Here is a 20781-nt window from a genome sequence, read left to right as displayed (position 1 = left end):
GTGTGTCCTTTCCAGTAGGCGACCAGCGGCACATGCGTGCCCATGTCGGTGGTGGAACCTTTGCCGCCATGAATGGTCTGGCCGTTCCACTGGGAGGTAATTTGCACGTTCGTGCCATTGTCGGCCGTGAAGAGAATGAGCGTGTTATCCAGCTGACCGACTTCGTCAACTTTATTGACAAGCTTGCCGACGATTTTGTCGAGGTAGTTGACCATCGCCACAAAGTTGGCTTTGCGCGCCTGTTTGCCCTTGGGTTGTTTGTTCGCGGCCTGCGTGCGGGGTGCGTCGCCAATCGTATCAGGCGTGGGTACAAACGGATTGTGAACCAGCACCGAGGGATAATAGACAAAGAAAGGTTCATCTTTATTGCGCTGGATGAAGTCACACAGAAAGTCGGACATGATATCGGGGCCGTATTTCCCCTGGTTCTCATTGACCGACAGATACTTGCCGTTCTGTTCCAGAGGTGGACTCCAGAAACGTTCGCCTCCCCCCGATTTGCGATCGTGTACCGTCCGGGTGACCTGCCACAGGCAATATTCATCAAAGCCCGCTTTGAACGGTCGTGTGTTATCGGCGTGGCCTTCCGCACCATGATAGAGTCCGTTGAGCTGCCACTTGCCAGCGATGGCCGTTTTATAACCGGCGGCCTGCAACATCTGCCCGAATGTTTTTTCCTTGGGGTTGAGATAGCCGAAATGCGTGTAGTTACGAAAACTGTATTTCCCCGTCATCAGCTTCACCCGCGACGGCGTGCAGAGCGGCGTGGAATAACAGTTCGTAAAACGCACCCCGCGTTTCGCCAGCGCATCGATGTGCGGCGTCTTGTAATCCTCCGCGCCGTAGGAGCCGAAACACTCCCAACTCACATCATCGGCCATAATCAGAATGATATTCGGCTGGCGCGATTCTTTTGAAGCAGCCTCGGTTTCCAGCAATCCTGCCGAGAATATGAATAACAAGCTGAGTCCGAACTGCTTCATATCTATCACGATCTTTGCAGGGAGAATGAACGGGGAGTCATGACTCAACAGAAGAGACATATTGACCATGCTACCCAGAGACACATCGCACGAACAGCAATTCTGATAGATTTGTTGCTCATCATAAATTAGGGCGGCAATCACATGAGCATTTGTCAGTATTTATAGCATTATTTGTCATCCCCTTAACTTCTCTGCCGATTTACTATTGATGAAATTGAATGACAGTGGATAGATATGGAAAAGCGGATCTTAGACGTTTCTGGAAGATAACAAAATTACATACGTTTATAGGTGCGTATGGGTTTACATCCAGGCCTTTGTTCTGAGATAATTTAAAGCTTTAGAAATCAACAAGCACAGAGCCGTTGGGAATGACGAATGCAAAGTCTTCCACGATCAGTATACAAAATGTACTCCAGACGCGGTCCAAGCTGTCCTCTTGTTGATAGGGAAATTCAGAACTTGGATGACTATCTGAGAGTTCTAGAGTCCTTGGAATCTTCTAGAAAACCTCATGAAAGATGCTGGTTTCGTGGTCACTCTGATCATAGATGGAAGTTAGTTCCATCTGCACTCAGATATGGTCGCGTTCAAAAACGTAATACAGCCCTTGCTTTGTATAGAGAATTCAGACGGCATGCTGAAGACAAAATGGAGCCTGTTTCCTCTCACTCTAAACTTGACGATTTTGAATGGATGCAAAGAGCACAGCACTATGGGCTTCCAACCCGACTTTTGGATTGGACAGAAAGTGAGGCAGTAGCACTTTATTTTGCGTGTCTGAGGACCGATGTTGATGGTCTCGTTTGTGTGATTAATCCATCAACATTAAATCGTCAGGCAGTTCCGCTTCAGCCAAGACCGCTTGACCCTGAACAGGATGAAGACATTCTAGGTGAATATATGAAACTGAGTGGAGCAACAAATCGAGGTGGTCTTGGAACAGTTGCCGTTATTCCTGCATGGAATAATCCACGAATTCGAGCCCAACATGGAACATTTACTTTGCATGGTTCTAGAAAGTTAAGCCTCGATACTCGTGACTCGCCATCGCTTTTGTATGTACCTATCCGCCGGAAATATAAGTGTCGGTTGCTTGCTGATTTGAACCGTATGAATTGGAATGAGATGAGCCTCTTCCCAGAGCCAGATAAAATATGCCGCCATCTACGGCAAGTGGCGAAACTTGATTGAAAGAGGTTGAAATGAACTCTGAAGAGCTTCTAGACTGCATCCCTTTTATTTCGACGACTACTGATTTGGCCTTAGCTGATCAGTATTACCGTGAGCCAACTATTTGTCGTATCACACTTCAAGCAGAAGATAAACTTCGTCATCAGATCAGTGATTCAAAATTTCCGCTTTGGGTTGACCCAGGTGTAGATGGTTTTTTCAATATTCTTACTGGCAAACAATCTTTCCAAAAATACGCTAGCAAGAAAAAAACATCTGAAAAAAATCTAGAAGCATATAATTCAAGGAAACAGAATAAGACACTAAATAAAGATGAGCAAAAACCAGGAAGGGCACGAAAGATTCCCTGGGTAGAGTTTTTCGCCAATTATGATGAATTTCAATTATTAGGAGAGACGTCGTTTGTAAAAAAACCAGACAAGGTTCATGTTTATGAAATGGTCTCAAAACTGTTTGAACTTTGTATGGATCTTAATCCCGAGTGGCTCTCCGTTCCTCAAATCCCATTCAACGATGGTGCAGAATACAATCGTATCAATCGTGAACTTGCGGAGGCCTCACTTAAGTGGAAAACAAAAGCTAGGTGTAAATGTCAATTTGTTCTACCTGCTATTTTCACCCATCAACGACAGACATCCGGGAAAACACAATGGAATAAAAAAATAACCCAAATCGAAAAGTGTGTAAATCTATCAGGAGCAAAAGTGATATGGACTGTAGATAGCAGCCTTGATGACTCAAGTGGCCAATCTCCGAATGAAAAGCGACTTAGTGAAATGATTCGATTGCATAAGCACTTAAATCAAGTGTTTCAAAAACAGAAGCACGTGGCAGGACCCTATTGGGCCTTGAACCTTGTTCTTTGGAGCAGAGGGTTGTGCAACTATCCTGCAGTTGGATTGGGAAACAGCTATCAGTATTTTATCCCCGGTACAGAGACGCGACCAGGTAAAGTTCGGATTCCACTTAGTCCGCTTTGTCGACGGGCTGTAGCCTCGCCGCCACTTAAGCAATGGCTTTTGGAGTCTAAGAAAAAACTCAATCCATCAGATCGGGAATATAAGGTGTTCAATAATCTTCTGAAAGACTGGCGGAAATACACAAATAAAGATGGTGCCAGGGAACTTCTCGCGATGTATTATCGCCGTTGGTTTGATGACCTTCGCAAGGTAAATCCAGAAGGACGTAGCGTTGCGCTTTTTCAAATGTTTTCGTCTGCATTTGTTGTAGGTAGTAATCTTGAACCACTTCCTGATTCTGAGAAATCTCGCGAACCAGCTAAAGTAGCGCAGCAGTTTATGAATAACTGCCTGACTTGAATTCACTCCAAAATTTGTCAACAACATGAAGCTCGACAGAAGAGTCAATGCGATCGCGCTTTCGAATTGGATGTATAAGGCATTTACAGTTAGTATCGGAAACCCCAAGAACACCCACTCCATCGGAAAGAAACATATGCCTTCTATCAGACTCAAGAACTTGTTTTGCGAGGTCGTATGGAAAAGCGACATAGGACTCATCTGCAAAGCCCTGATTTCGAGTCGCCTGACCAAGCGCTTGGCGCACTTTTTCTAATTTAAGCTCGACGGCCACAAGACGTGAGTGTAATGGTTTCCATCCATTTCGGCTTCTTAAGCAACCAGACCGTGTTCGAAATAGAAAATGATGTTTGATGAGAGATTCAATTTCGTGATCAATTCTGCTTCGGTTTCCACCGACTGCAAATTGTTGGCATAAACGTTCTTGTGAAATACCCCTTGTTTGATCTTCATCAGGAGTTGCAAGAAACAATGCTATTTTTGAGTGCGATCCAATCTTTGAAAATTGGCGAAGTTTTTTTCTCGCTTCCACCTTCTGAGGATCAGCTTCGCAGGCTACGATATCACAGACTCCCCATGGTACATGAAGCTCAGTTCGGACTAAAAGGTTTTGTGACTTAAGCCAAGTCATGACCGGCTCACACATCTGTTCTTCTAATCGGAATACCATTTACAAAGCCCTTGTAACTGTACTGACTGGCAAGTTGGCCCTGTTCGGGTAACTCGGCCCAAGCGAGACATGTTCTACAGGTTTTCTAGATTGGATTCTGAAATTTTCAAACATAGTTCATAGCTGGGAAGGACGAAAACGCTTTTTAGGTCTAATTAGCAACATTAGTATACTATGCAAAAGGATTTTGTTGCAATGGTTTTCCTGAGATCTTTTTATGTTAGTTTGTAGTTTATCACAGAGTGGGATTTAAAACTTAGATGAATATTGCACTATTAATTCTTTGCGTATTGAAAATAAGATCATCGGTGAACTCTCACTTAGATATGCGAAACTAAAAGAGCTGGGTAGGTTTGAAATCTCCTAATCTGTAAAACAGTCTTAAAACGGTTCCTCAACCAGAAAGACCGTCAGCGACCGTGCGCCGTGGGCGCCGATGACCAGGGATTGTTCGATGTCGGCGGTTTTGGAGGGGCCTGCCATGAAAGTACCAAAGCTGCGATTTTCGAAGCTGAGTCTTTGATAGGCGGCATGCATGTGAGGCACAACTTCTGAAGCGGGCACAACCAAGGCTACGTGTTGCGACAGGAAATACAAAGTCCGCAGAGGGCCGCCATCGTTGGTGATCCAGGTTGCGCCATTTTCTGCCACGCAGAATTCACCGGGCAATATGGCAAAGTCGATGTTTTCAAAATCATGTGGATCAGTGATCTGATTCACATTGACCGTCGGTTGACCACAATCGGGAATCAGTGAGCAGATATTGTTTGATTCTTGATAGACGGGCAGTTCTGCCAGTCGCTGATTCACTTCTTCGACGTTCTTCACTCGCAGGCATAAACCTTTGATCGACGTTAACAGATCAGAAAACTGCTGACTGAGATCGGGGTACGTGATCCACTGCTGCGTCAACTCTGGCTGTTGCAGGTCGGGCAATTCCGTTTCAGGGACGGAGTGTTTGCGGAGTGTATTTAGAATCGACTCTCTACTTGTCGTCATGATTTTGCTTCATCCACTCTCGGAAACTCTGTTTAGGCATGTCGGGTAGCTCGCGCTGTTTTCCCCAGGCATTAAAGCGATTGTAAACTAAAAACCTTGGTAAGTAGGGCACAACCCGGCGGGCCATCTTTCCTACGAATTGATACAGACGCGGGGCCTGCATCATCCAACTCAACATTTTCATTGAAAGACGTTTTGAAAGCGGTAGTAGCCCTTTCAGACGTATCTGCTTCCGCCACGTTAACAACTGATGATGCAGATCGATTTTGACCGGGCAGACATCGGTGCAGGAAGCACACAAACTACAGGCAAACGGCAAACTGGCATTCGCTTTCGTATCGTGAGCAGGTCCCAGAATCGAACCAATGGGGCCGGGAACCGTGTTACTGTAACTATAGCCGCCGCTGCGTCGATACACGGGGCAGGTATTCATGCAGGCGCCACAACGAATGCAATTTAAAGAGCGGCGAAATTCATCACTGCCTGCGATTTCACTGCGTCCATTATCCAGCAGAACAATATGTAACTCGCCATCCGGGGCCGGGCCATGAAAGTGAGAGGAATACGTGGTAATCGGCTGCCCGGTTGCCGAACGTGCCAACAGACGTAAGAAGACGCTGAGGTCATTGGCGCGGGGTATCAGTTTCTCGATCCCCATGCAGGCGATGTGCAGTTTGTTTAATGAAGTACCCAGGTCGGCGTTGCCTTCGTTGGTACAGACGACGAAGCCACCGGTTTCGGCGATCGCAAAATTGACGCCGGTAATGCCTGCTTCGGCTCCGATGAATTTTTGACGCAAACGTTGTCGGGCCGATTCCGTCAGATACTGCGGGTCGGAGGCTCCTTTTTCGGTACCCAACTTCTCGTGAAACAACTCGCCGATTTCTTCTTTCTTGATATGAATCGCCGGCATCACAATATGGCTGGGTGGCTTGTCTTGAAGCTGAACGATCCATTCACCCAGGTCGGTGTCAACAATTTCAATTCCGTGCCGCTCCAGATACGGATTGAGATGACATTCTTCGGTGAGCATCGACTTGCTCTTTACGACACGTTTGACTTGATGTCGTTCTAAAATGCCGTGCACGATTTCGTTGTGCTCTTTGGCATCCCGTGCCCAGTGAACGTGAACGCCTTTGGCTTTGGCGTTCTTTTCGAATTCTACCAGTAGATCGGGTAAATGCGAAACCACATAAGATTTGATCTTCGAGGCTTGTTCTCGCAGTAGTTCCCACTCTGGCAACTGATGGGCGGCCAGGTCACGTTTCGAACGGACAAACCAGAGTGACTGGTCATGCCAGTGCGCACGATCTTTATCCTTGATGAACTCCGCAGCTAATTCTGGATGTGCAGGCATGTTATAAACACTCGGCAAAAATTTCGGAGATATGCATCACACGAATCGGTTTCTGTTGTCGGCGAATGATGCCGCTTAGATGCATCAGGCAGGACATATCGAGGGCCGTCAAGACTTCTGTTCCCGCCTGTTCATGATCACTCACGCGGTCTTCGCCCATCATGCAGGAGACCGCTTCTTCCGCGACGGCAAACGTACCACCGAAGCCGCAACATTCATCGGGCCGTTGCAGCGTGGTGACTTCAACGCCTTCAATGCTTTCGAGCAGAGCCCGTGCGGGTCCAAACGGGGGGCCTACGATTTCGCTGTCGCTGGCGAGTCTGAGTTCGCGTAAGCCGTGACAACTCTGATGCAGGCCGACTTTGTGAGGAAAACGTCCCGCCAGTTTGTCGATGCCTAAGACGCTGGTCAGATATTCGCAGAACTCAAACGTTTTTGCTTTGAGGGCCTCGAATTCTGGATTGTCAGTGAAATATTCATCGTAATGATGTTTGACCATCGAAACACAACTGCCGGAGGGGCAGACCACGGCATCATACGATTTGAAAATTTCCAGAAAGCGTTTTGCCAGCGGCCCGACTTCGTTGGTGCAGCCGGTGTTGGCCATTGGTTGACCACAACAGGTCTGGCTTTCGGGATATTCGACATCGCACCCGAAATGTTCCAATGTTTTCAGCGTCGCAATTCCCACCTGTGGGTACAACTGATCAATATAACAGGGAATAAACAGACCGACTTTGGGCGCCATAGTGCGGGACTCAAACAGGATGCCAGAGAGAAATCAGAAAACAAACGGTAAAAACAATCTTGATCTTCTACTCCTTTATAGTCCCCTTCATGCCGATTGCCAAGCCGACGAAGGGGGAAGAAAATTCAGACCGCACTGTAGAAGTTCAGCGGAGTAAGAATTCTTCCTGCGGAAAGGGAGCCGTTTTTGTGTCCGATCAACGCACTAAGCCGCCGGTTGAATCGCAACACCGGCGGCGGTTTCCCAGTTGGTCTGAATGTGATCCAGATTCAAACCGCCGACAACCAGATTGCTGACACCGGGATTGCGCAACACAAATGAGATCGCATCTGCCGCGGGGAGATGCCCCGATGCGAGCCCCTTTTTCACGATCACGCCGACACCCTGTTCCGCGGCGGTCTGGATGAGTGCTGCATGTGAACGATCTTCCAAGTGATATTCGAGCATCAAGATATCGGCCCAGTTGAGTGCCTCGGTGGCGCCGGCATGTGTCTTACCGGAAAGGCCAATCCAGCGAATCTGGCCCGCCTTTTTAAACGACTGCAAAATCTCGATGGCGTCGGTTTGGTTCAGGATCTTTTCATCATCGCCGTTCGAGTGAATCAGCACGACATCAAGCACGTCGGTTTTCAATCGTCGGAGACTACGTTCGATGCTGGCTTGCAGACTGTCGCGGGAAAAGTCATACGTCGAGGTTCCGTTTTCAAATGTCTCGCCGATTTTTGTGGACAACAGAAATTCGTTGCGACGATGCGAAAGGAACTGGCCAATGCGTGCTTCACTGATTCCGTAAGCGGGCGCGGTATCAATATGATTGATGCCCAGATCGAGCACCGAATTCAACAGGCGCTCGGTGGTGGTATCGTCAGGAAGATCATAGGCCTGGCTGTATTTGATTTGCTGGTTGCGGCCGATCTTGAACGCGCCGAAGCCCAGGGCGCTGATGGAAAAACCAGTAGATCCTAAATCGCGGTATTGCATGTTTCCGTTCCAGTAAGCCGTTCAGGCTACCTCTTCGTGAGATTGCGAATCGTTGAGTGTGACCCAGTTCTCTGCGGTTTCCCACGGCGGCTGTGCCACCTGCGGCGTGGGAAGTGAGGAAAAGGCTTCTATCCAGGACGTATCGGCGGTTGTCGGCGAGACATTTATCTGAGACAGATTCTGGCAGACCTCTTCGGCCAGTCGGGGTGCCAATGCCAGTTTCGCTGGCCAGGCAGTCAACAGATTGCCTTCGTGCAGGATCTGGGGTGTTTCCGGTCTGAGCCCTGATTTCGTGACGCCTTCGGCCCGATCAACGGCGTACGTATTCCATTCGAGTCCAGCCAATTCGATACCGGGAATGCAGGCGGCAAGTTCCTGCGCGGCATGCTGGATCAATTCGCGATGCTTCATATTTACGCCGACCTCAGCGATCTGGCCTCCCAGCTGCCAGACAGTGCGACCTTGCGAATCAATGTCGGATGTGATCGTGACTCTGGTTTTGGCGCCATCCACACAATGCCCGCTAAAGGCAGGCAAGTCACCTCGGACCAGTGCCATGTGCAGCGGCCGGGTTTGCATGCACGGACTATCGGTAGAATCAGATTGTCGTCGCGCCAGGTTTCGGAGCCCTTCATTGCCGCGCCCCGCCGTCAGCAAGACAGCCGCGGTTTCGATGGTAAGTGGTTCTCCGGTTGCCGTTTGAATCTGGACGGCTGCTATATTTCCGTTTGTATCGAGTTGAAACTCCAGCTGCTCTGGATCGTATTGGAATATCTGGTTCCGAAACGTATCTGCCAGATTGGTGATCAGGCTATACGGGGAGATGACCTGTTCTTCCATCACGCCGATCGAGCCGGGGCAATTGGCCAGCAATTCCGGCGCGTCTTTCGGTGCGAGGTTCTGGGGCACGACTTGCAGTCCCATTTTGGCGCCGAACATGCCGAGCCGTGAGGAGAGCGATTCGGTGCGCCAGAGATAACAATGGGGAGAGCGGATTTCGGTTTGTGATAGATCGGGCGCCTGTTCGCCGGCCAGCGATTTTCGCCAGATCAGAGGCATTTCGCGGATGCGGCGGGCGGAGCCGGTCATCATGCCCTGTAGCGTGTATTTCAAACCGCCGTGGATGATTCCCTGCGAAGCGATCGTCTGGCCGCTTCCCAGCGTGAACGCTTCGAGCAGGATGCAGCGATAGCCCTGCCGACTGGCTTCGTTGAGCGTCCAGAGACCGGCGATGCCTCCTCCAAAAATGATTAAATCCGCGCTTGGCACACCGAGAATCCTTTCTCTGTTCAATACCTGGGTGGCCTTCCATAAACATAATAGAGACGGCCCGCAAGCCGTCTCTATTTTTACAGGTCTGCCTGGATTCGAAAAGACAAATCAGAGAGAAAGAACTGGTCAAATTATCAGTTTTCTGGAAAAAGCAGCCGAAGTCCTGTTTAGCACGTTTTCAGCAATCATCCTTTGATTTGCACGATGGCTTCGACTTCGACGGCGATATTCCCAGGGAGCGAACCCATGCCGACGGCGCTGCGGGCGGCCCGTCCGTTTTCTCCGAAGATTTGCACGAGCAGATCACTGAAACCATTAATGACTTGTGGGTGATGTTTAAAATCAGGGGCGGCATTGACCATGCCAAGCACTTTCACGAAGCGTTCGATCCGATCAAGGTCGCCTAGGTACTGTTTGAGTGTCGCCAGCATCGTCAGGCCGACAGCTCGGGCCGCTTCTACGCCTTGTTCTTCGGTTAAATCATCGCCAACGCGACCTTTGTGCATGCTGCCATCCAGCCTGATGGGGCCATGGCCAGAGACATACAGCATGTTATCGACCTGAACCACAGGATTATAAATACCGCCTGGTTTGGGTGCTTCGGGGAGTTCCAGTTTCAGTTCCTGAATTTTTGCTTCTATACTCATGGTTGGTTCCTGCTTTGATTCGTGGTTGATGTCAACAGTCTGGGAAGAGGGTTTGCGAGAGATCGTCGCCGGAAGCCCCATTCTTTAGTGATTAATGCCAGCCCCAAACGAGCAAGTGCCTTGGGCCGACCTATTTCTTAAGTTTGTTTCTCTCCAGAATAAATACCGGAAAACGGATTTCCAATCGTGGGAAGGCCACTCTTTTGAAAAACAGAATGATCCAAATCAGTGAAATTCGCGTTTTCCTAAACGATCTACAATGAAAAATACAAAAACGGAGTAGAAAATACTTTTTGTTTTTACTCTAAGACAGTTATGATGTTCGAGAGACACTCGTTTCGAAACGAAATACTTATAAGGGAGTTAAGCAGACTATGGAAGATCTATGGCCCGTTGTGGCATTTGCGATTGGCGGCATTGGAATCTTATTTGGGATTATCTTCCTGGCTTTATTTGCTCGCTACTTCAAATTATGGATTCAGGCGTTTAGCTCCCGTGCGAAAATCGGCCCTTTATCTCTGGTCTTCATGTCCATGAGGAAAGTAAAGCCCTCAGTGATTGTTGATACAAAGATCATGGCCGTGCAGGCAGGATTGACGGATATTCCGACTCAGGCCTATGAAGCCCACTATCTGGCGGGAGGCAACGTACACCGGGTTGTCCATGCCTTGATCGTCGCTCATCGTGCCCGAATTGATTTAGACTGGGATACAGCCGCCGCCATTGATCTGGCCGGCCGAAATATTATTTCTGCCGTTGAGACCAGCGTGGACCCGAAAGTCATTGATTGTCCCGATCCGAAGAAAAGTGGTCGGCCCACCCTTGATGGTGTTGCCAAGGATGGAATACAACTGAAGGCCCGTGCTCGCGTCACCGTGCGTACCAACTTGAAACAGTTGGTCGGGGGAGCGACGGAAGATACGATTATTGCTCGCGTGGGTGAGGGAATTGTGTCTGCCATCGGTTCTTGCGAAAGCCATAAGGAAGTCCTGGCGAATCCATCAGTGATCGCCCGGAATGTGCTGGATCGCGGATTAGATTCTCAGACGGCGTTTTCCATCGTGTCGATCGATATCGCAGATATTGATGTGGGCGATAACATCGGCGCTCGTTTAAGAGCCGATCAGGCAGATGCCGACGTACGTGTCGCCCAGGCCCGCGCAGAAGAACGTCGTGCGGAAGCTGTCGCTTCAGAGCAGGAAATGTTGGCACGGACTCAGGAAAACCAGGCCAAAGTGGTTCTGGCAGAAGCCGAAATTCCTTTGGCGATGGCAGAAGCGTTCCGGGAAGGCAGCCTGAGAGCCGTTTGATTGGTGCATGTATGGATATGACTGGAAAGAATATCGATCGATTCAATCAGTCCGTCTGTAAGGGATTCAACAGCACCGGAAAAGGTTTCAAAGCAAACTTCTTCGAAGAGTCGATAGATAAAAAAGTCCAGACAGGATGTGTTTTTGGAAAAACTAGTTGAAATTTTGTTTGGTGATTGACTAATATTATGTCAGTAACAGCAGCAGGAGGTTGTTGTGGACTGAATTCTCCGGATCACCTCGAGAGAGTTTTCGTTTACCTATGACAGATTTAGCAACAATAAATATTACGGAAAAACAACTGGACCTCCTGTTGTCAGGCTTGCGTTATGTACGCAGTGCAGAGAAATTGCGAGTGGAAGAGCCTACTCCCGAGTATGTTCGGACTCGCACAGAGAAACTGGATGCGATAGCAAATCTGGTTGATACTCTGAATTCTTCTCCACGCAAACAAAGTGCTGCTCAGGTTTGAGATTTTTCAGCGCTTAGGTTGAGTTTACTTCCCAGATCCAATTCAATAGGACGTCCTTCTTGCGCGCAGACCATCTGTTGTCTTCGTGCGATGATGTCGTATGTCTTATCTGCCTGTTGAAATGGGGGTTCTATACCGCTTATGCGTTATGAGCATGTTTGCGTCGAAGCTGTTAGTTGTATTCTGCCTCCGCACGTCGTGACTTCCGATGAAATCGAAGCACAGCTGGCGCCCGTCTACGAACGGTTAGGTCTGCCTGCAGGCAGACTGGAACTGATGACGGGAATCCAGGAGCGTCGTTTTTTCGATCGAGAAACCCTGCCAGGTACGATCAGCGCGCAGACCGTCAATCAGTTGCTGGATCAGGCGGGCTTTGATCGTAAGTATGTAGGAGCCTTGTTTCATGGTTCTGTCTGCCGCGATCAATTAGAGCCGGCTACTGCCAGCGGCGTGCATCATGCTGCAGGCTTATCTGAAAATGCGCTCATCCTCGATATCAGTAATGCCTGCCTGGGTTTGCTGAACGGGATGGTCTTTCTGGCGAATATGATCGAGATGGGCCAGATTCGCGCGGGTGTGGTTGTGGGAACGGAAGTCGGCCGTGATCTGGTCGAAGGCACGATCGACGACCTGCTACAGGATGAGACCCTGACCCGCAAATCCATCAAAAATCACATTGCTTCACTAACGATTGGGAGTGGCTCGGCAGCGATTCTGCTGTGTGACCGTCGTCTGAGTCGAACAGGACACCGTTTACTGGGGGGAAGCTTTCAAACAGACACCTCCAGCCACGAACTTTGCGCCGGAGGGGTCGAAGCACAAAAGCACGGCGATCACCGTCCGCGGATGCAGACCGATTCGGAATCGTTACTGGTGGCAGGAGTCAATCTGGCGATCCCAACCTGGGAGCAGACAAAACGCACGCTGAGCTGGCAGAATGAAGACGTAGATCGCGTGTTCACGCATCAGGTCGGCAAAGCGCACCGCAAGTTATTACTCGAAAAGCTGGGCCTCGATCCCGGCCTGGATTATCCGACGGTGGAAATGCTCGGCAATACCGGAGCCGCTGCCCTGCCGATGGCCTGGGCACTGGGCATTCAGAATCAGGCACTAAAAGAACATGATCGCGTGGCGTTACTGGGGATCGGCAGCGGGCTCAATTCTCTCATGTTAGGTGTCCAGTGGTAATTGAGCCACAGATCATCGCTGGCTGACGCAAATTTGTCGGCACACCCAGAATAGTTTCTCTCGCTTTGCTTTCATGCGCTGGTTGACAAATTTCCGGGTCAGCAATCTTGGATGTGTTAGTTTTTGCGGATTGACTAGAGGCTGCTGGTTGCGGCGACGTTTTGGGTTTTGCCCAAATTAGCCCCGGATCATTTCTAAGTTCTGTTTATTACTGCAAATCCGTCCGAACGGAATGATTGGCTTGAGCGTTACGATCCGATTCAGAGGAAAGGAGATTCATTCCGATGAATCATCTTATTGAGGGACAAGATATGCGCCAATCAGAACTGATCCGTTCAATCAATTGAATGATGAAGTGGGGTCAGGGGTTCCTCTATCCAGATACGTATCAGCAAGGAATGTCACATGCGTCTTCGCGCCATTTTATCTTTAGGTCTGATGACCTCATCCTTCTCGGCAATGAATGTCAGTGCAGAAACAGAACTGACAGCCATTCCCCCGGCACCTGCAGTACAAGCAGAATATGACGGGACAGGTTCGGAACTCAGAGAAGTCAATGAAGTCTTCCAGCCCACCCCGGGGCAGTCAACAGCACAGCCGATGGTAGATCAAGTTCCCGGGATTGAGGGCGAAGAAACAGAAGACGAGATTATCTTTGATGATCCCTCACCAAAAAAGCCAGCGGGCAACCCTTACAAAGGGCTCTTTTTTAATAACACCTTTGGTGCGTATCTGAGTAATCCTGACAGTCCCTGGTTGTTAGGCGAGAATTTGAAGATGATGCATCTGGGAGATGAATGCTCTCCCTATACGTTGTCCGCCGGTGGTGAGATACGTCATCGTTATATGCATGAGCAAAACCGGCTCAGACCCGGTGGTCCGATCAATACGGACTATAACTTATGGCGTTGGCGTCAATACTTTGACTTGCAGATCAGTGATGTGGCCCGTGTCTATTTCGAAATGCTGGATGCCTCCATCTTTGATAATGACCTGCCACCGTTGGGAATCGACATCAACCGCTGGAATGTTCAAAACGCGTTCGTGGATGTCAAACTACACGAGTGGGATGATGCACCCGGCTGGTTTCGTTATGGACGGCAGGAATTGCTCTATGGAGCACAGCGTCTGGTGTCTCCTTTGGACTGGTCGAATACGCGTCGGAACTTTGAAGGTTTCAAATATTTCCATCACTCCGATTCAGTTCACATCGACGCCTTCGTGACGAACCCGGTGAATACTGCTGCAGGAAACGGTCCTGTAAGTCAATACGATAATGGAACGGATAAACCAGATACGTCTGTGACGTTCAGCGGGATCTATATGTCGTTTCTGTCAGACGGGCCGCATGTCATGGACCTGTATTACTTGTGGTTACGCGATGAAACGGTCACGCCAAACCGTCCCGATGGTTCACGGCACACAGTTGGTAGCCGATTCAAAACGACGTCGGAATCACGAAACGAATGCTGTGAAGTGACCGGGATCTGGGACTTTGAAACCGAAGGTGCCTATCAGTTTGGAAATGATAACGGCCAGCGAGTTTCAGCCGGCTTCTTTACCTCAGTGCTCGGACATACCTGGAGCAAGCTGCCTTGGAGCCCCCGTTTGAGTGGTCTATTCTACTACGGTTCTGGTAACCATGATCCCAATGGAAGTACCAACAACACATTCAACACGCTCTATCCTTTGGGACACGCTTACTGGGGGATCATCGATAATTTAACCGGTCAGAACCTGTATGATTACAGTCTACAATTGAACGCGAAGCCCAGCAAAAAAATAAGCCTCGTCAGTGCACTCCACTGGTTCGAAAAAGCAACCGCCAACGACTACCTGTATAACGTAGCCGGTGCTCCGATTGGCTCCACGGGCGGCAGCCGGGATATTGGTCAGGAACTCGACCTGATTGGTACCTACAACTTCAACCCGAACTTCAATATTCAGGCCGGGTATTCCTGGTTCTGGTATGGTTCTTTTGCTGGCACGAATATTCCACCTCGTAATACGGCGACTCAGTTCTACGTGCAGACAACAATTCGATACTAGAACGCATCCCATTTAACCATAGCGTCTCTCATTCTAATAGACTCGGTCCAAGTGGTCCTGGAGACGCTACAGTGAACCTGGACACAGTCTAATTTGCGACGAGATGAAAATCTCAACTTTTACAGGACGGTTATCTGATAACCGTCCTGTTTTTTTACGCGCGGAAATTATTGCTATTGAGTCGTTCAGCAATCCAGACCGCCAGCATTGTGCCGCGGGCCTTGCCTGACAGTGCATGAGCGACCAACCATCCGACCCCAGAAAAGCAAAATGTAGGGGTCGACACATGGGTCGACCCGCCTGGAGAAAAACAAATTCTTATCATTGATCAAATGGATCCGGTTCAACCGTTCGAACATCGTCATCCCATTAACGCGAACACTGCGGGCGGATACTTGAGCCCGCTCCCTACTGCACCAGTAGTCGAAATCGAGTCTCTGAATTGCACGTTTGGATGTCTGTTTTAACAGAACCCTACTTCAACTGCCCGTCGATCCAGTCGGCCATCTTTTCGACTTCTTCATGAATCGTCGGCCAGGGGTGTCCGCCCCCTTGTTTGATGATGAACTTCACCGGGACCTCGGCTTTCTGCAGGGCGGCGACCATCACGCGAGACTGTTGAATCGGCACCATGAAATCCGCCGTGCCATGGATGATCAGAAACGGAGGCAGCCCCGGCTTCACCAGTCGTGCCGGCGAAAACGCGGTCCGCAGTGCATCCAACTGATCGGCATTCATCGTCTCGGAACCCTTGGGGGTGATCAACCGACGAATCGAACTTGCCAGCGCATCTTCGCCGCTGATGTCGATTTTGAAGCCGCCGTAATTCATCAGATCGGTGGGCGGAAAAAAGACGGCCACCGCTTTTACCCGCGTTTTGGCATTTTGTTCTGCCGCCGAAACCGCTGCCATACACGCCAGGTGACCGCCGGCCGAAGCGCCCAGTAGCGCCAGTCGATCGGGGTCCACTTGATATTCCTTCGCATGATCTTTGACCCACACAATGCCCCGATTCACATTTTCCAGCATCTCCGGTCCGTTAAATTTGGCGATCGAACCGGGGCGGATGGCAAACACTGTATAGCCGCGGCTGCAGAAGATATCGAACATTTGAGCCCGCTTATGATCCCGAATTTTTCCCCGATCCGAATGGTATGCACCCGAGGCGACATCTACGATGGCCAGTCCATTCGCCTGACCCACGGGGGTGAAAATATCCAGCAGTAGCCCGACGCCATGCACTTCCGCATACACCACATTTTTTTGCTGATGGTAGGGGAGTGACGGTCTTTCTGCGGCTGTAACCGGTTTCAGGAAAAGGAGTAAGCTAAAACAGCAAGCCACAGGGATACAACGGGAAAGGGCAGCAATCAACATAACATCAGACCTGAATTTGGGTGGAATTATGAATGAAATGAACGGAAATCAGGATTCGTTAAATAAACAAACTGTCTGAGCGTATCTTAACAAAAGAGAGGCAACCGTCGAAAGAAAAATAGGGAAAGATACAAAGCGAAACGGACTCTGCCCACAGTTTCTTACCAGAAAAGACTCGCAATCGTTTCAAAAAACCGACTAAAATAGAGCCAAAGCCACATTTTTCAGAGGATGTCAGTCATGGGTAGTGCAAACCAGATTCGAAATCGGGGTCTCTCACGCCGCGATTTTATGCGGCTCTCTGCGATGGGAGTGCTGGGCACGGGAATGTCTGGCTGGTTGCGTCGGCTGGCTGCCGAGACAGCGAATAACCCACAACGCAAACGTACTTGTATTTTGCTCTGGATGTCGGGCGGTCCCAGTCAATGCGATACGTTCGACTTGAAGCCCGAACATGAAAACGGCGGCCCTTTTAAAGCGATCGACACCGATGTCGCCGGCATTCAGATTTCCGAACATCTCCCCAAGCTGGCAACCGTGATGAAGCATCTGGTTCCCATCCGTTCGATGAGCACGAAAGAAGGAGACCATACGCGGGCGACCTATTTACTCCGCACCGGTTATCTGCCAAGCGGACCATTGACATATCCGACGATGGGTTCGTTGTTGAGTAAAGAGTTGGGATCTTCCGATTCTGAGCTTCCCAACTTTGTCAGTATTTCGCCGAACCGCACACTCAGTCCGAACGCCTACGGACCCGGTTTTCTGGGGCCTCAATTTGCACCATTGGTAGTGGGTGAAGGGGCCGGCTTTGTTCAGATGGATGATCAAAATGTCGACGCGGCTTTGAAAGTCAAAAACCTGACACTGCCTCAAGGCATCACACTCAAGCAGGCAGATAGTCGGCTGTCGATCTTGAAAGATTTAGAAAACGATTTTACCGCAACGCATCCGGGTGTTCCCACCAACAGCCATCAGACAGCGTACGAAGCAGCAGTGCGCATGATGCGTTCCAAAGCCATCGAAGCGTTTCAACTTGATCAGGAGCCGGACACTCTGCGGGACGCGTACGGCCGCAATCGATTCGGGCAAGGCTGTTTGCTGGCGCGACGTTTGATTGAGCAGGGCGTACCGTTTGTGGAAGTCTCTTTAAACGGCGTTCAAGGTTCAAATTCGTTTGGCTGGGATACGCATCAGAAAAATTTTGAAGCCGTCCAAAGTTTGAGCGAAGTCCTCGATCCTGCTTGGGGAACGTTGATGACGGATCTCGAACAGCGAGGACTGCTGGATTCAACACTCGTTGTCTGGATGGGCGAATTTGGTCGCACGCCGAAGATCAACCAGAACACAGGCCGCGATCATTTCCCCGCTGCCTGGACCACCGTACTAGGGGGAGGCGGCATTCGCGGCGGACAGGTCGTTGGAAAAACCAGCGATGACGGAATGAAAGTCACCGATGAACCAGTCGCTGTTCCCGATTTGCTGGCAACGATCTGCAAAGCATTAGGCCTCGATCCGGAAAAACAGAACATGTCGAACATCGGCCGCCCGATTCCCCTCGCCGATCACAGTGCCAAACCGATCGAAAAGATTTTAAAGAGCTAAGAGCGCTTCATTGAGTTTCCGTGTGCCACTGTTCGGCTTGTCCCGACAGTGCAGTGACAACTTCTAGAACACCGCCACCGACCTGTCGTGTAGGGGCTGACCCATGTGTCAGCCCGCAGGGTTCGCGTCGTTTTCGTTTTAAACGGACGATGGATTTTTGTGTTCCAAATGAATGACAATACCCGTTGTTTCTCACTAGGCGGGTCGGCACATCGACCGACCCCTACAAAAATAGTGCGCCGTTCCGATGTTTTGAGATAGTGCCCGTTTTTTTAAACCTCCAGTTATCTGAGCCGTGCGTTTTCTCTAACGGGTTTTTGTTGTCTGCGACATCGGGTAGCCCCGAATGTAATTCGGGGTTGTTGAAAACAACAGGAAACTCATAGAATTCAGAATGAATTGGCCCACAGGATTGAAACGGTAGCAGTAACCACAGTTCTTCTCGATCGTTCTATTGCGCCGTCAACTTCCTGCTCGCTGCGCTCGGCCCGAATTGCATTCGGGCCCACCCATGCTGTCTGGTAACAGAAAGTGTTCCCCATATATCCGAACGCCGGTGTGCCACTGATCGGCTTGTCCGACAGTGCCGTTACAATCACAAAGAAATGTCTTCAACGTGTGTCGTGTAGGGGCTGACCCATGTGTCAGCCCGCAGAGTTCGCGTCGTTTTTGTTTTAAACGGACGATTGTTTTTTTTGTTCCAAATGAACGACACTACCCGTTGTTTCTCTCCAGGCGGGTCGACACATGGGTCGACCCCTACGACTTCAGAAAACACTATAAATCGCGATCTGAATCGCCAGCGCCAGACAGGCCCAGATTTTGAGATTCTGATACCAGTGGGTCGCGTTTTCTGGCGTGGTGGTTTCTCGCGGCAGCTTTAAGACCCAGATCAGGACGGCAATCAGCGTTCCCAGAAACAGGCCGCGAACACACCACAGCGGAATCGGAACCATCAGCTCACGGATAAAATTACCAATATGATGCAGCGGAGTCATGCTTGCCCCCTGTTTGGTTTGAGGCTGAAGACCAGACCGTCGGTTTTTTCAGCGGACTCTGGTTTGGTGAGAAAACTGATGATGACAATTAACGAGAAGGAAACCAGAAAGGCCCAGATCGAAAAGTACAGAAACGGTTCGGAAATCTGGAACAGCGGATCAATTCCTAACGCGGTATAGACGGGTTCCTGATTCAATGTAAACAGCATGATCGAAAAACAGACGCCCACAATGAAACCAATGAAAGCGGCGATCCCGGTCGCTCGTTTCCAGAGCAGCCCCGTCAATAAAATCGCAAACGCAGGTCCCTGGAAGAATGCCATCATTGTCTGGAAAATCGTATAAATGCCTTCGCTGCGCGTCATCAGGAAGAACGAAAAACCAATCGCCCAGAAGACGAGCAGTAAAGTCACGCTACGACCGATCTTCAGCAGCGATTCATCTGTGGCGTCCCGGCGATAAAAGCGTTTATAAAAATCGTTGGTCACGATGGTCGACGCTGAGTTCAGATAGGAGTCGATGCTGGACATCAACGCCGCCAGAAACGCGGCTAAGAACAGCCCTTTCAAACCGACGGGCAATAAATGCGAAATCAGTTCGGGAAACGCCTGGTCGCCGTCCGTCAGTTCCGGGAATTTCACAAACGCGATCAATCCGGGAACGGCGACGATGACGGGAATCAGATTCTTAAGCAGTGCCCCCCAGACATAGGCGGCTTTTGCGTCGAATTCACTTCTCGCACCCAGCGAACGTTGCACAATCGCCTGATTACCAATCCAGTAGGCGGGGCTCAGAATCAGAGCCAGGCCGAAGAAGATGCCCGTCCAGGGGAACGGCGTGTCGGCATCAGCCGGTAAGATGAGCGCGGTATACGAGACCTGTTCTGCTTCCTGGTTCTCCGCGAGTGCTTTTTGTTGCTGCACCTGTTCCTGTTTTTCGATGGCGGCCTGAAACTTTTCGATGCCTCCCAAGTCAATAATGCCCAGTACCAGTACCAGCAAACAGCCGCCAATCATGATCACGCATTGAATCATATCGGTATAAACGACGGCCGCTAGACCGCCGGAAATCGTGTAGACGCCGACCAGAAACGCAGTCAGATAAATACAGGCATCGACGCTCATCCCCAGATGCACGTGCATCATTTTCGCAGACGCCAGCAGCATGATTCCCAGGTTGCACGCCATAAAGATGATCCAGCAGATCGCGAGCGCCGAACGGACCGCGACATTAAAGCGGCGTTCCATGTATTCGGGAATCGTGGTGACGCCGCTGCGCCAGAAAAAGGGGATGAAGACAAACGCGGCGATGATCATCGCGGGCACGCAGCCGATCCATTCAAAATTCGCGACCGCCAAACCATGTTGATGGGCGGCGCCTCCGGTTCCCACGATATCAACCGCACCGATGTCGGTCGCCACCAGGGACATGCCGATCGCCCACCAGGGGAGTTTTCGTCCGGCCAGAAAATAGTCTGAGCCGGTTTTGATTTTGGAACCGATATATAGTCCCAGTGCCAAAGTTCCAATCAGATATGCAGCGATCACGGCAAAATCGAGGAACGACAGGGTCTGCATGGTGAATTAACCTTTGTCGACATTCCGGTTCA

18 protein-coding genes are annotated in these 20781 nt (G+C 50.0%); 7 read left to right on the top strand and 11 right to left on the bottom strand.

The features are described 5' to 3' along the window. A partial coding sequence (locus AAC022_RS11795) for a sulfatase-like hydrolase/transferase (protein WP_339731112.1) occupies nucleotides 1-983 on the bottom strand: 983 nt, incomplete at its 3' end. Between the two features lie 465 nt (nucleotides 984-1448). Here AAC022_RS11795 and AAC022_RS11790 point away from each other — a divergent pair. Both AAC022_RS11790 and AAC022_RS11785 read left to right on the top strand, forming a co-directional pair. Next, nucleotides 1449-2180: an FRG domain-containing protein gene (locus tag AAC022_RS11790; protein WP_339731111.1), complete on the top strand. Its 732-nt coding sequence runs from the start codon at nucleotides 1449-1451 to the stop codon at nucleotides 2178-2180. 11 nt (nucleotides 2181-2191) lie between these two features. After that, nucleotides 2192-3499 (top strand): hypothetical protein, encoded by a 1308-nt coding sequence (locus tag AAC022_RS11785; RefSeq protein ID WP_339731110.1) that lies wholly within the window; start codon nucleotides 2192-2194, stop codon nucleotides 3497-3499. Here AAC022_RS11785 and AAC022_RS11780 read toward each other — a convergent pair. The 7 genes from AAC022_RS11780 to AAC022_RS11750 form a co-directional block, all read right to left on the bottom strand. Further along, the gene (locus AAC022_RS11780) at nucleotides 3477-4169 is read right to left on the bottom strand and encodes a hypothetical protein (RefSeq protein WP_339731109.1); all 693 of its coding nucleotides are present in this window, start codon (nucleotides 4167-4169) and stop codon (nucleotides 3477-3479) included. The genes AAC022_RS11785 and AAC022_RS11780 overlap by 23 nt on opposite strands. Nucleotides 4170-4550: 381 nt before the next feature. Further along, nucleotides 4551-5168 carry an LUD domain-containing protein gene (locus tag AAC022_RS11775; RefSeq protein ID WP_339731108.1) on the bottom strand — a complete coding sequence of 206 codons (618 nt, stop codon included), beginning with the start codon at nucleotides 5166-5168 and terminating at the stop codon, nucleotides 4551-4553. Further along, nucleotides 5155-6525, bottom strand: coding sequence for a lactate utilization protein B (locus AAC022_RS11770; protein WP_339731107.1), 1371 nt, complete (start codon nucleotides 6523-6525; stop codon nucleotides 5155-5157). The genes AAC022_RS11775 and AAC022_RS11770 overlap by 14 nt, the downstream gene beginning before the upstream one ends. Nucleotide 6526: 1 nt before the next feature. Further along, complete coding sequence (locus AAC022_RS11765; protein WP_339731106.1) at nucleotides 6527-7273, bottom strand: (Fe-S)-binding protein; 747 nt, start codon at nucleotides 7271-7273, stop codon at nucleotides 6527-6529. Between the two features lie 204 nt (nucleotides 7274-7477). After that, nucleotides 7478-8254: an aldo/keto reductase gene (locus AAC022_RS11760; protein ID WP_339731104.1), complete on the bottom strand. Its 777-nt coding sequence runs from the start codon at nucleotides 8252-8254 to the stop codon at nucleotides 7478-7480. A gap of 21 nt (nucleotides 8255-8275) precedes the next feature. Then, nucleotides 8276-9523 carry an FAD-dependent oxidoreductase gene (locus tag AAC022_RS11755; RefSeq protein ID WP_339731103.1) on the bottom strand — a complete coding sequence of 416 codons (1248 nt, stop codon included), beginning with the start codon at nucleotides 9521-9523 and terminating at the stop codon, nucleotides 8276-8278. A gap of 188 nt (nucleotides 9524-9711) precedes the next feature. Then, a complete protein-coding gene (locus tag AAC022_RS11750) occupies nucleotides 9712-10173 on the bottom strand; it encodes a RidA family protein (protein ID WP_339731102.1) in 462 nt (153 codons plus the stop codon). A gap of 374 nt (nucleotides 10174-10547) precedes the next feature. Between AAC022_RS11750 and floA the strand changes: the two genes are divergently transcribed. The 4 genes from floA to AAC022_RS11730 all read left to right on the top strand — a co-directional run bounded on the left by floA (nucleotide 10548) and on the right by AAC022_RS11730 (nucleotide 15192). Then, entirely contained in the window at nucleotides 10548-11483 is a 936-nt protein-coding gene (gene floA / locus AAC022_RS11745) for a flotillin-like protein FloA (protein ID WP_339731101.1), read from the top strand. A gap of 262 nt (nucleotides 11484-11745) precedes the next feature. Further along, entirely contained in the window at nucleotides 11746-11955 is a 210-nt protein-coding gene (locus tag AAC022_RS11740; RefSeq protein ID WP_339731099.1) for a hypothetical protein, read from the top strand. A 141-nt stretch (nucleotides 11956-12096) separates the two neighbouring features. Next, nucleotides 12097-13143, top strand: a complete 1047-nt coding sequence (locus AAC022_RS11735; RefSeq protein ID WP_339731097.1) for a 3-oxoacyl-ACP synthase III — start codon at nucleotides 12097-12099, stop codon at nucleotides 13141-13143. A 405-nt stretch (nucleotides 13144-13548) separates the two neighbouring features. Continuing rightward, nucleotides 13549-15192 (top strand): alginate export family protein, encoded by a 1644-nt coding sequence (locus tag AAC022_RS11730; RefSeq protein ID WP_339731096.1) that lies wholly within the window; start codon nucleotides 13549-13551, stop codon nucleotides 15190-15192. A 474-nt stretch (nucleotides 15193-15666) separates the two neighbouring features. Here the strand turns inward: AAC022_RS11730 and AAC022_RS11725 are convergent, their stop codons facing one another. After that, nucleotides 15667-16569, bottom strand: a complete 903-nt coding sequence (locus tag AAC022_RS11725) for a prolyl oligopeptidase family serine peptidase (protein ID WP_339731095.1) — start codon at nucleotides 16567-16569, stop codon at nucleotides 15667-15669. 240 nt (nucleotides 16570-16809) lie between these two features. Between AAC022_RS11725 and AAC022_RS11720 the strand changes: the two genes are divergently transcribed. Then, entirely contained in the window at nucleotides 16810-18174 is a 1365-nt protein-coding gene (locus tag AAC022_RS11720; protein ID WP_339731093.1) for a DUF1501 domain-containing protein, read from the top strand. A 767-nt stretch (nucleotides 18175-18941) separates the two neighbouring features. On the opposite strand, the gene AAC022_RS11715 is transcribed toward AAC022_RS11720, so the two are convergent. Beyond that, on the bottom strand, nucleotides 18942-19172 hold the full coding sequence (locus AAC022_RS11715; protein ID WP_339731092.1) for a hypothetical protein: 231 nt from the start codon (nucleotides 19170-19172) through the stop codon (nucleotides 18942-18944). Next, complete coding sequence (locus AAC022_RS11710) at nucleotides 19169-20749, bottom strand: sodium/solute symporter (RefSeq protein WP_339731091.1); 1581 nt, start codon at nucleotides 20747-20749, stop codon at nucleotides 19169-19171. Before AAC022_RS11710 ends, AAC022_RS11715 begins: the two co-directional genes overlap by 4 nt. Between the last annotated feature and the right edge of the window lie 32 nt (nucleotides 20750-20781).

The sequence above is a fragment of the uncultured Gimesia sp. genome, assembly GCF_963976445.1.
GTDB lineage: Bacteria > Planctomycetota > Planctomycetia > Planctomycetales > Planctomycetaceae > Gimesia.
Note: the sequence above shows the minus strand (reverse complement) of the source record. Positions and strands in the feature narration are given on the sequence as shown.

Coding starts and splice junctions, on each gene's coding strand:
- AAC022_RS11785 (WP_339731110.1), top strand. CDS start 2,192: ATGAACTCTGAAGAGCTTCTAGACTGCATCCCTTTTATTTCGACGACT.
- AAC022_RS11780 (WP_339731109.1), bottom strand. CDS start 4,169: ATGGTATTCCGATTAGAAGAACAGATGTGTGAGCCGGTCATGACTTGG.
- AAC022_RS11775 (WP_339731108.1), bottom strand. CDS start 5,168: ATGACGACAAGTAGAGAGTCGATTCTAAATACACTCCGCAAACACTCC.
- AAC022_RS11770 (WP_339731107.1), bottom strand. CDS start 6,525: ATGCCTGCACATCCAGAATTAGCTGCGGAGTTCATCAAGGATAAAGAT.
- AAC022_RS11765 (WP_339731106.1), bottom strand. CDS start 7,273: ATGGCGCCCAAAGTCGGTCTGTTTATTCCCTGTTATATTGATCAGTTG.
- AAC022_RS11760 (WP_339731104.1), bottom strand. CDS start 8,254: ATGCAATACCGCGATTTAGGATCTACTGGTTTTTCCATCAGCGCCCTG.
- AAC022_RS11750 (WP_339731102.1), bottom strand. CDS start 10,173: ATGAGTATAGAAGCAAAAATTCAGGAACTGAAACTGGAACTCCCCGAA.
- floA (WP_339731101.1), top strand. CDS start 10,548: ATGGAAGATCTATGGCCCGTTGTGGCATTTGCGATTGGCGGCATTGGA.
- AAC022_RS11740 (WP_339731099.1), top strand. CDS start 11,746: ATGACAGATTTAGCAACAATAAATATTACGGAAAAACAACTGGACCTC.
- AAC022_RS11735 (WP_339731097.1), top strand. CDS start 12,097: ATGCGTTATGAGCATGTTTGCGTCGAAGCTGTTAGTTGTATTCTGCCT.
- AAC022_RS11730 (WP_339731096.1), top strand. CDS start 13,549: ATGCGTCTTCGCGCCATTTTATCTTTAGGTCTGATGACCTCATCCTTC.
- AAC022_RS11725 (WP_339731095.1), bottom strand. CDS start 16,569: ATGTTGATTGCTGCCCTTTCCCGTTGTATCCCTGTGGCTTGCTGTTTT.
- AAC022_RS11720 (WP_339731093.1), top strand. CDS start 16,810: ATGGGTAGTGCAAACCAGATTCGAAATCGGGGTCTCTCACGCCGCGAT.
- AAC022_RS11715 (WP_339731092.1), bottom strand. CDS start 19,172: ATGACTCCGCTGCATCATATTGGTAATTTTATCCGTGAGCTGATGGTT.
- AAC022_RS11710 (WP_339731091.1), bottom strand. CDS start 20,749: ATGCAGACCCTGTCGTTCCTCGATTTTGCCGTGATCGCTGCATATCTG.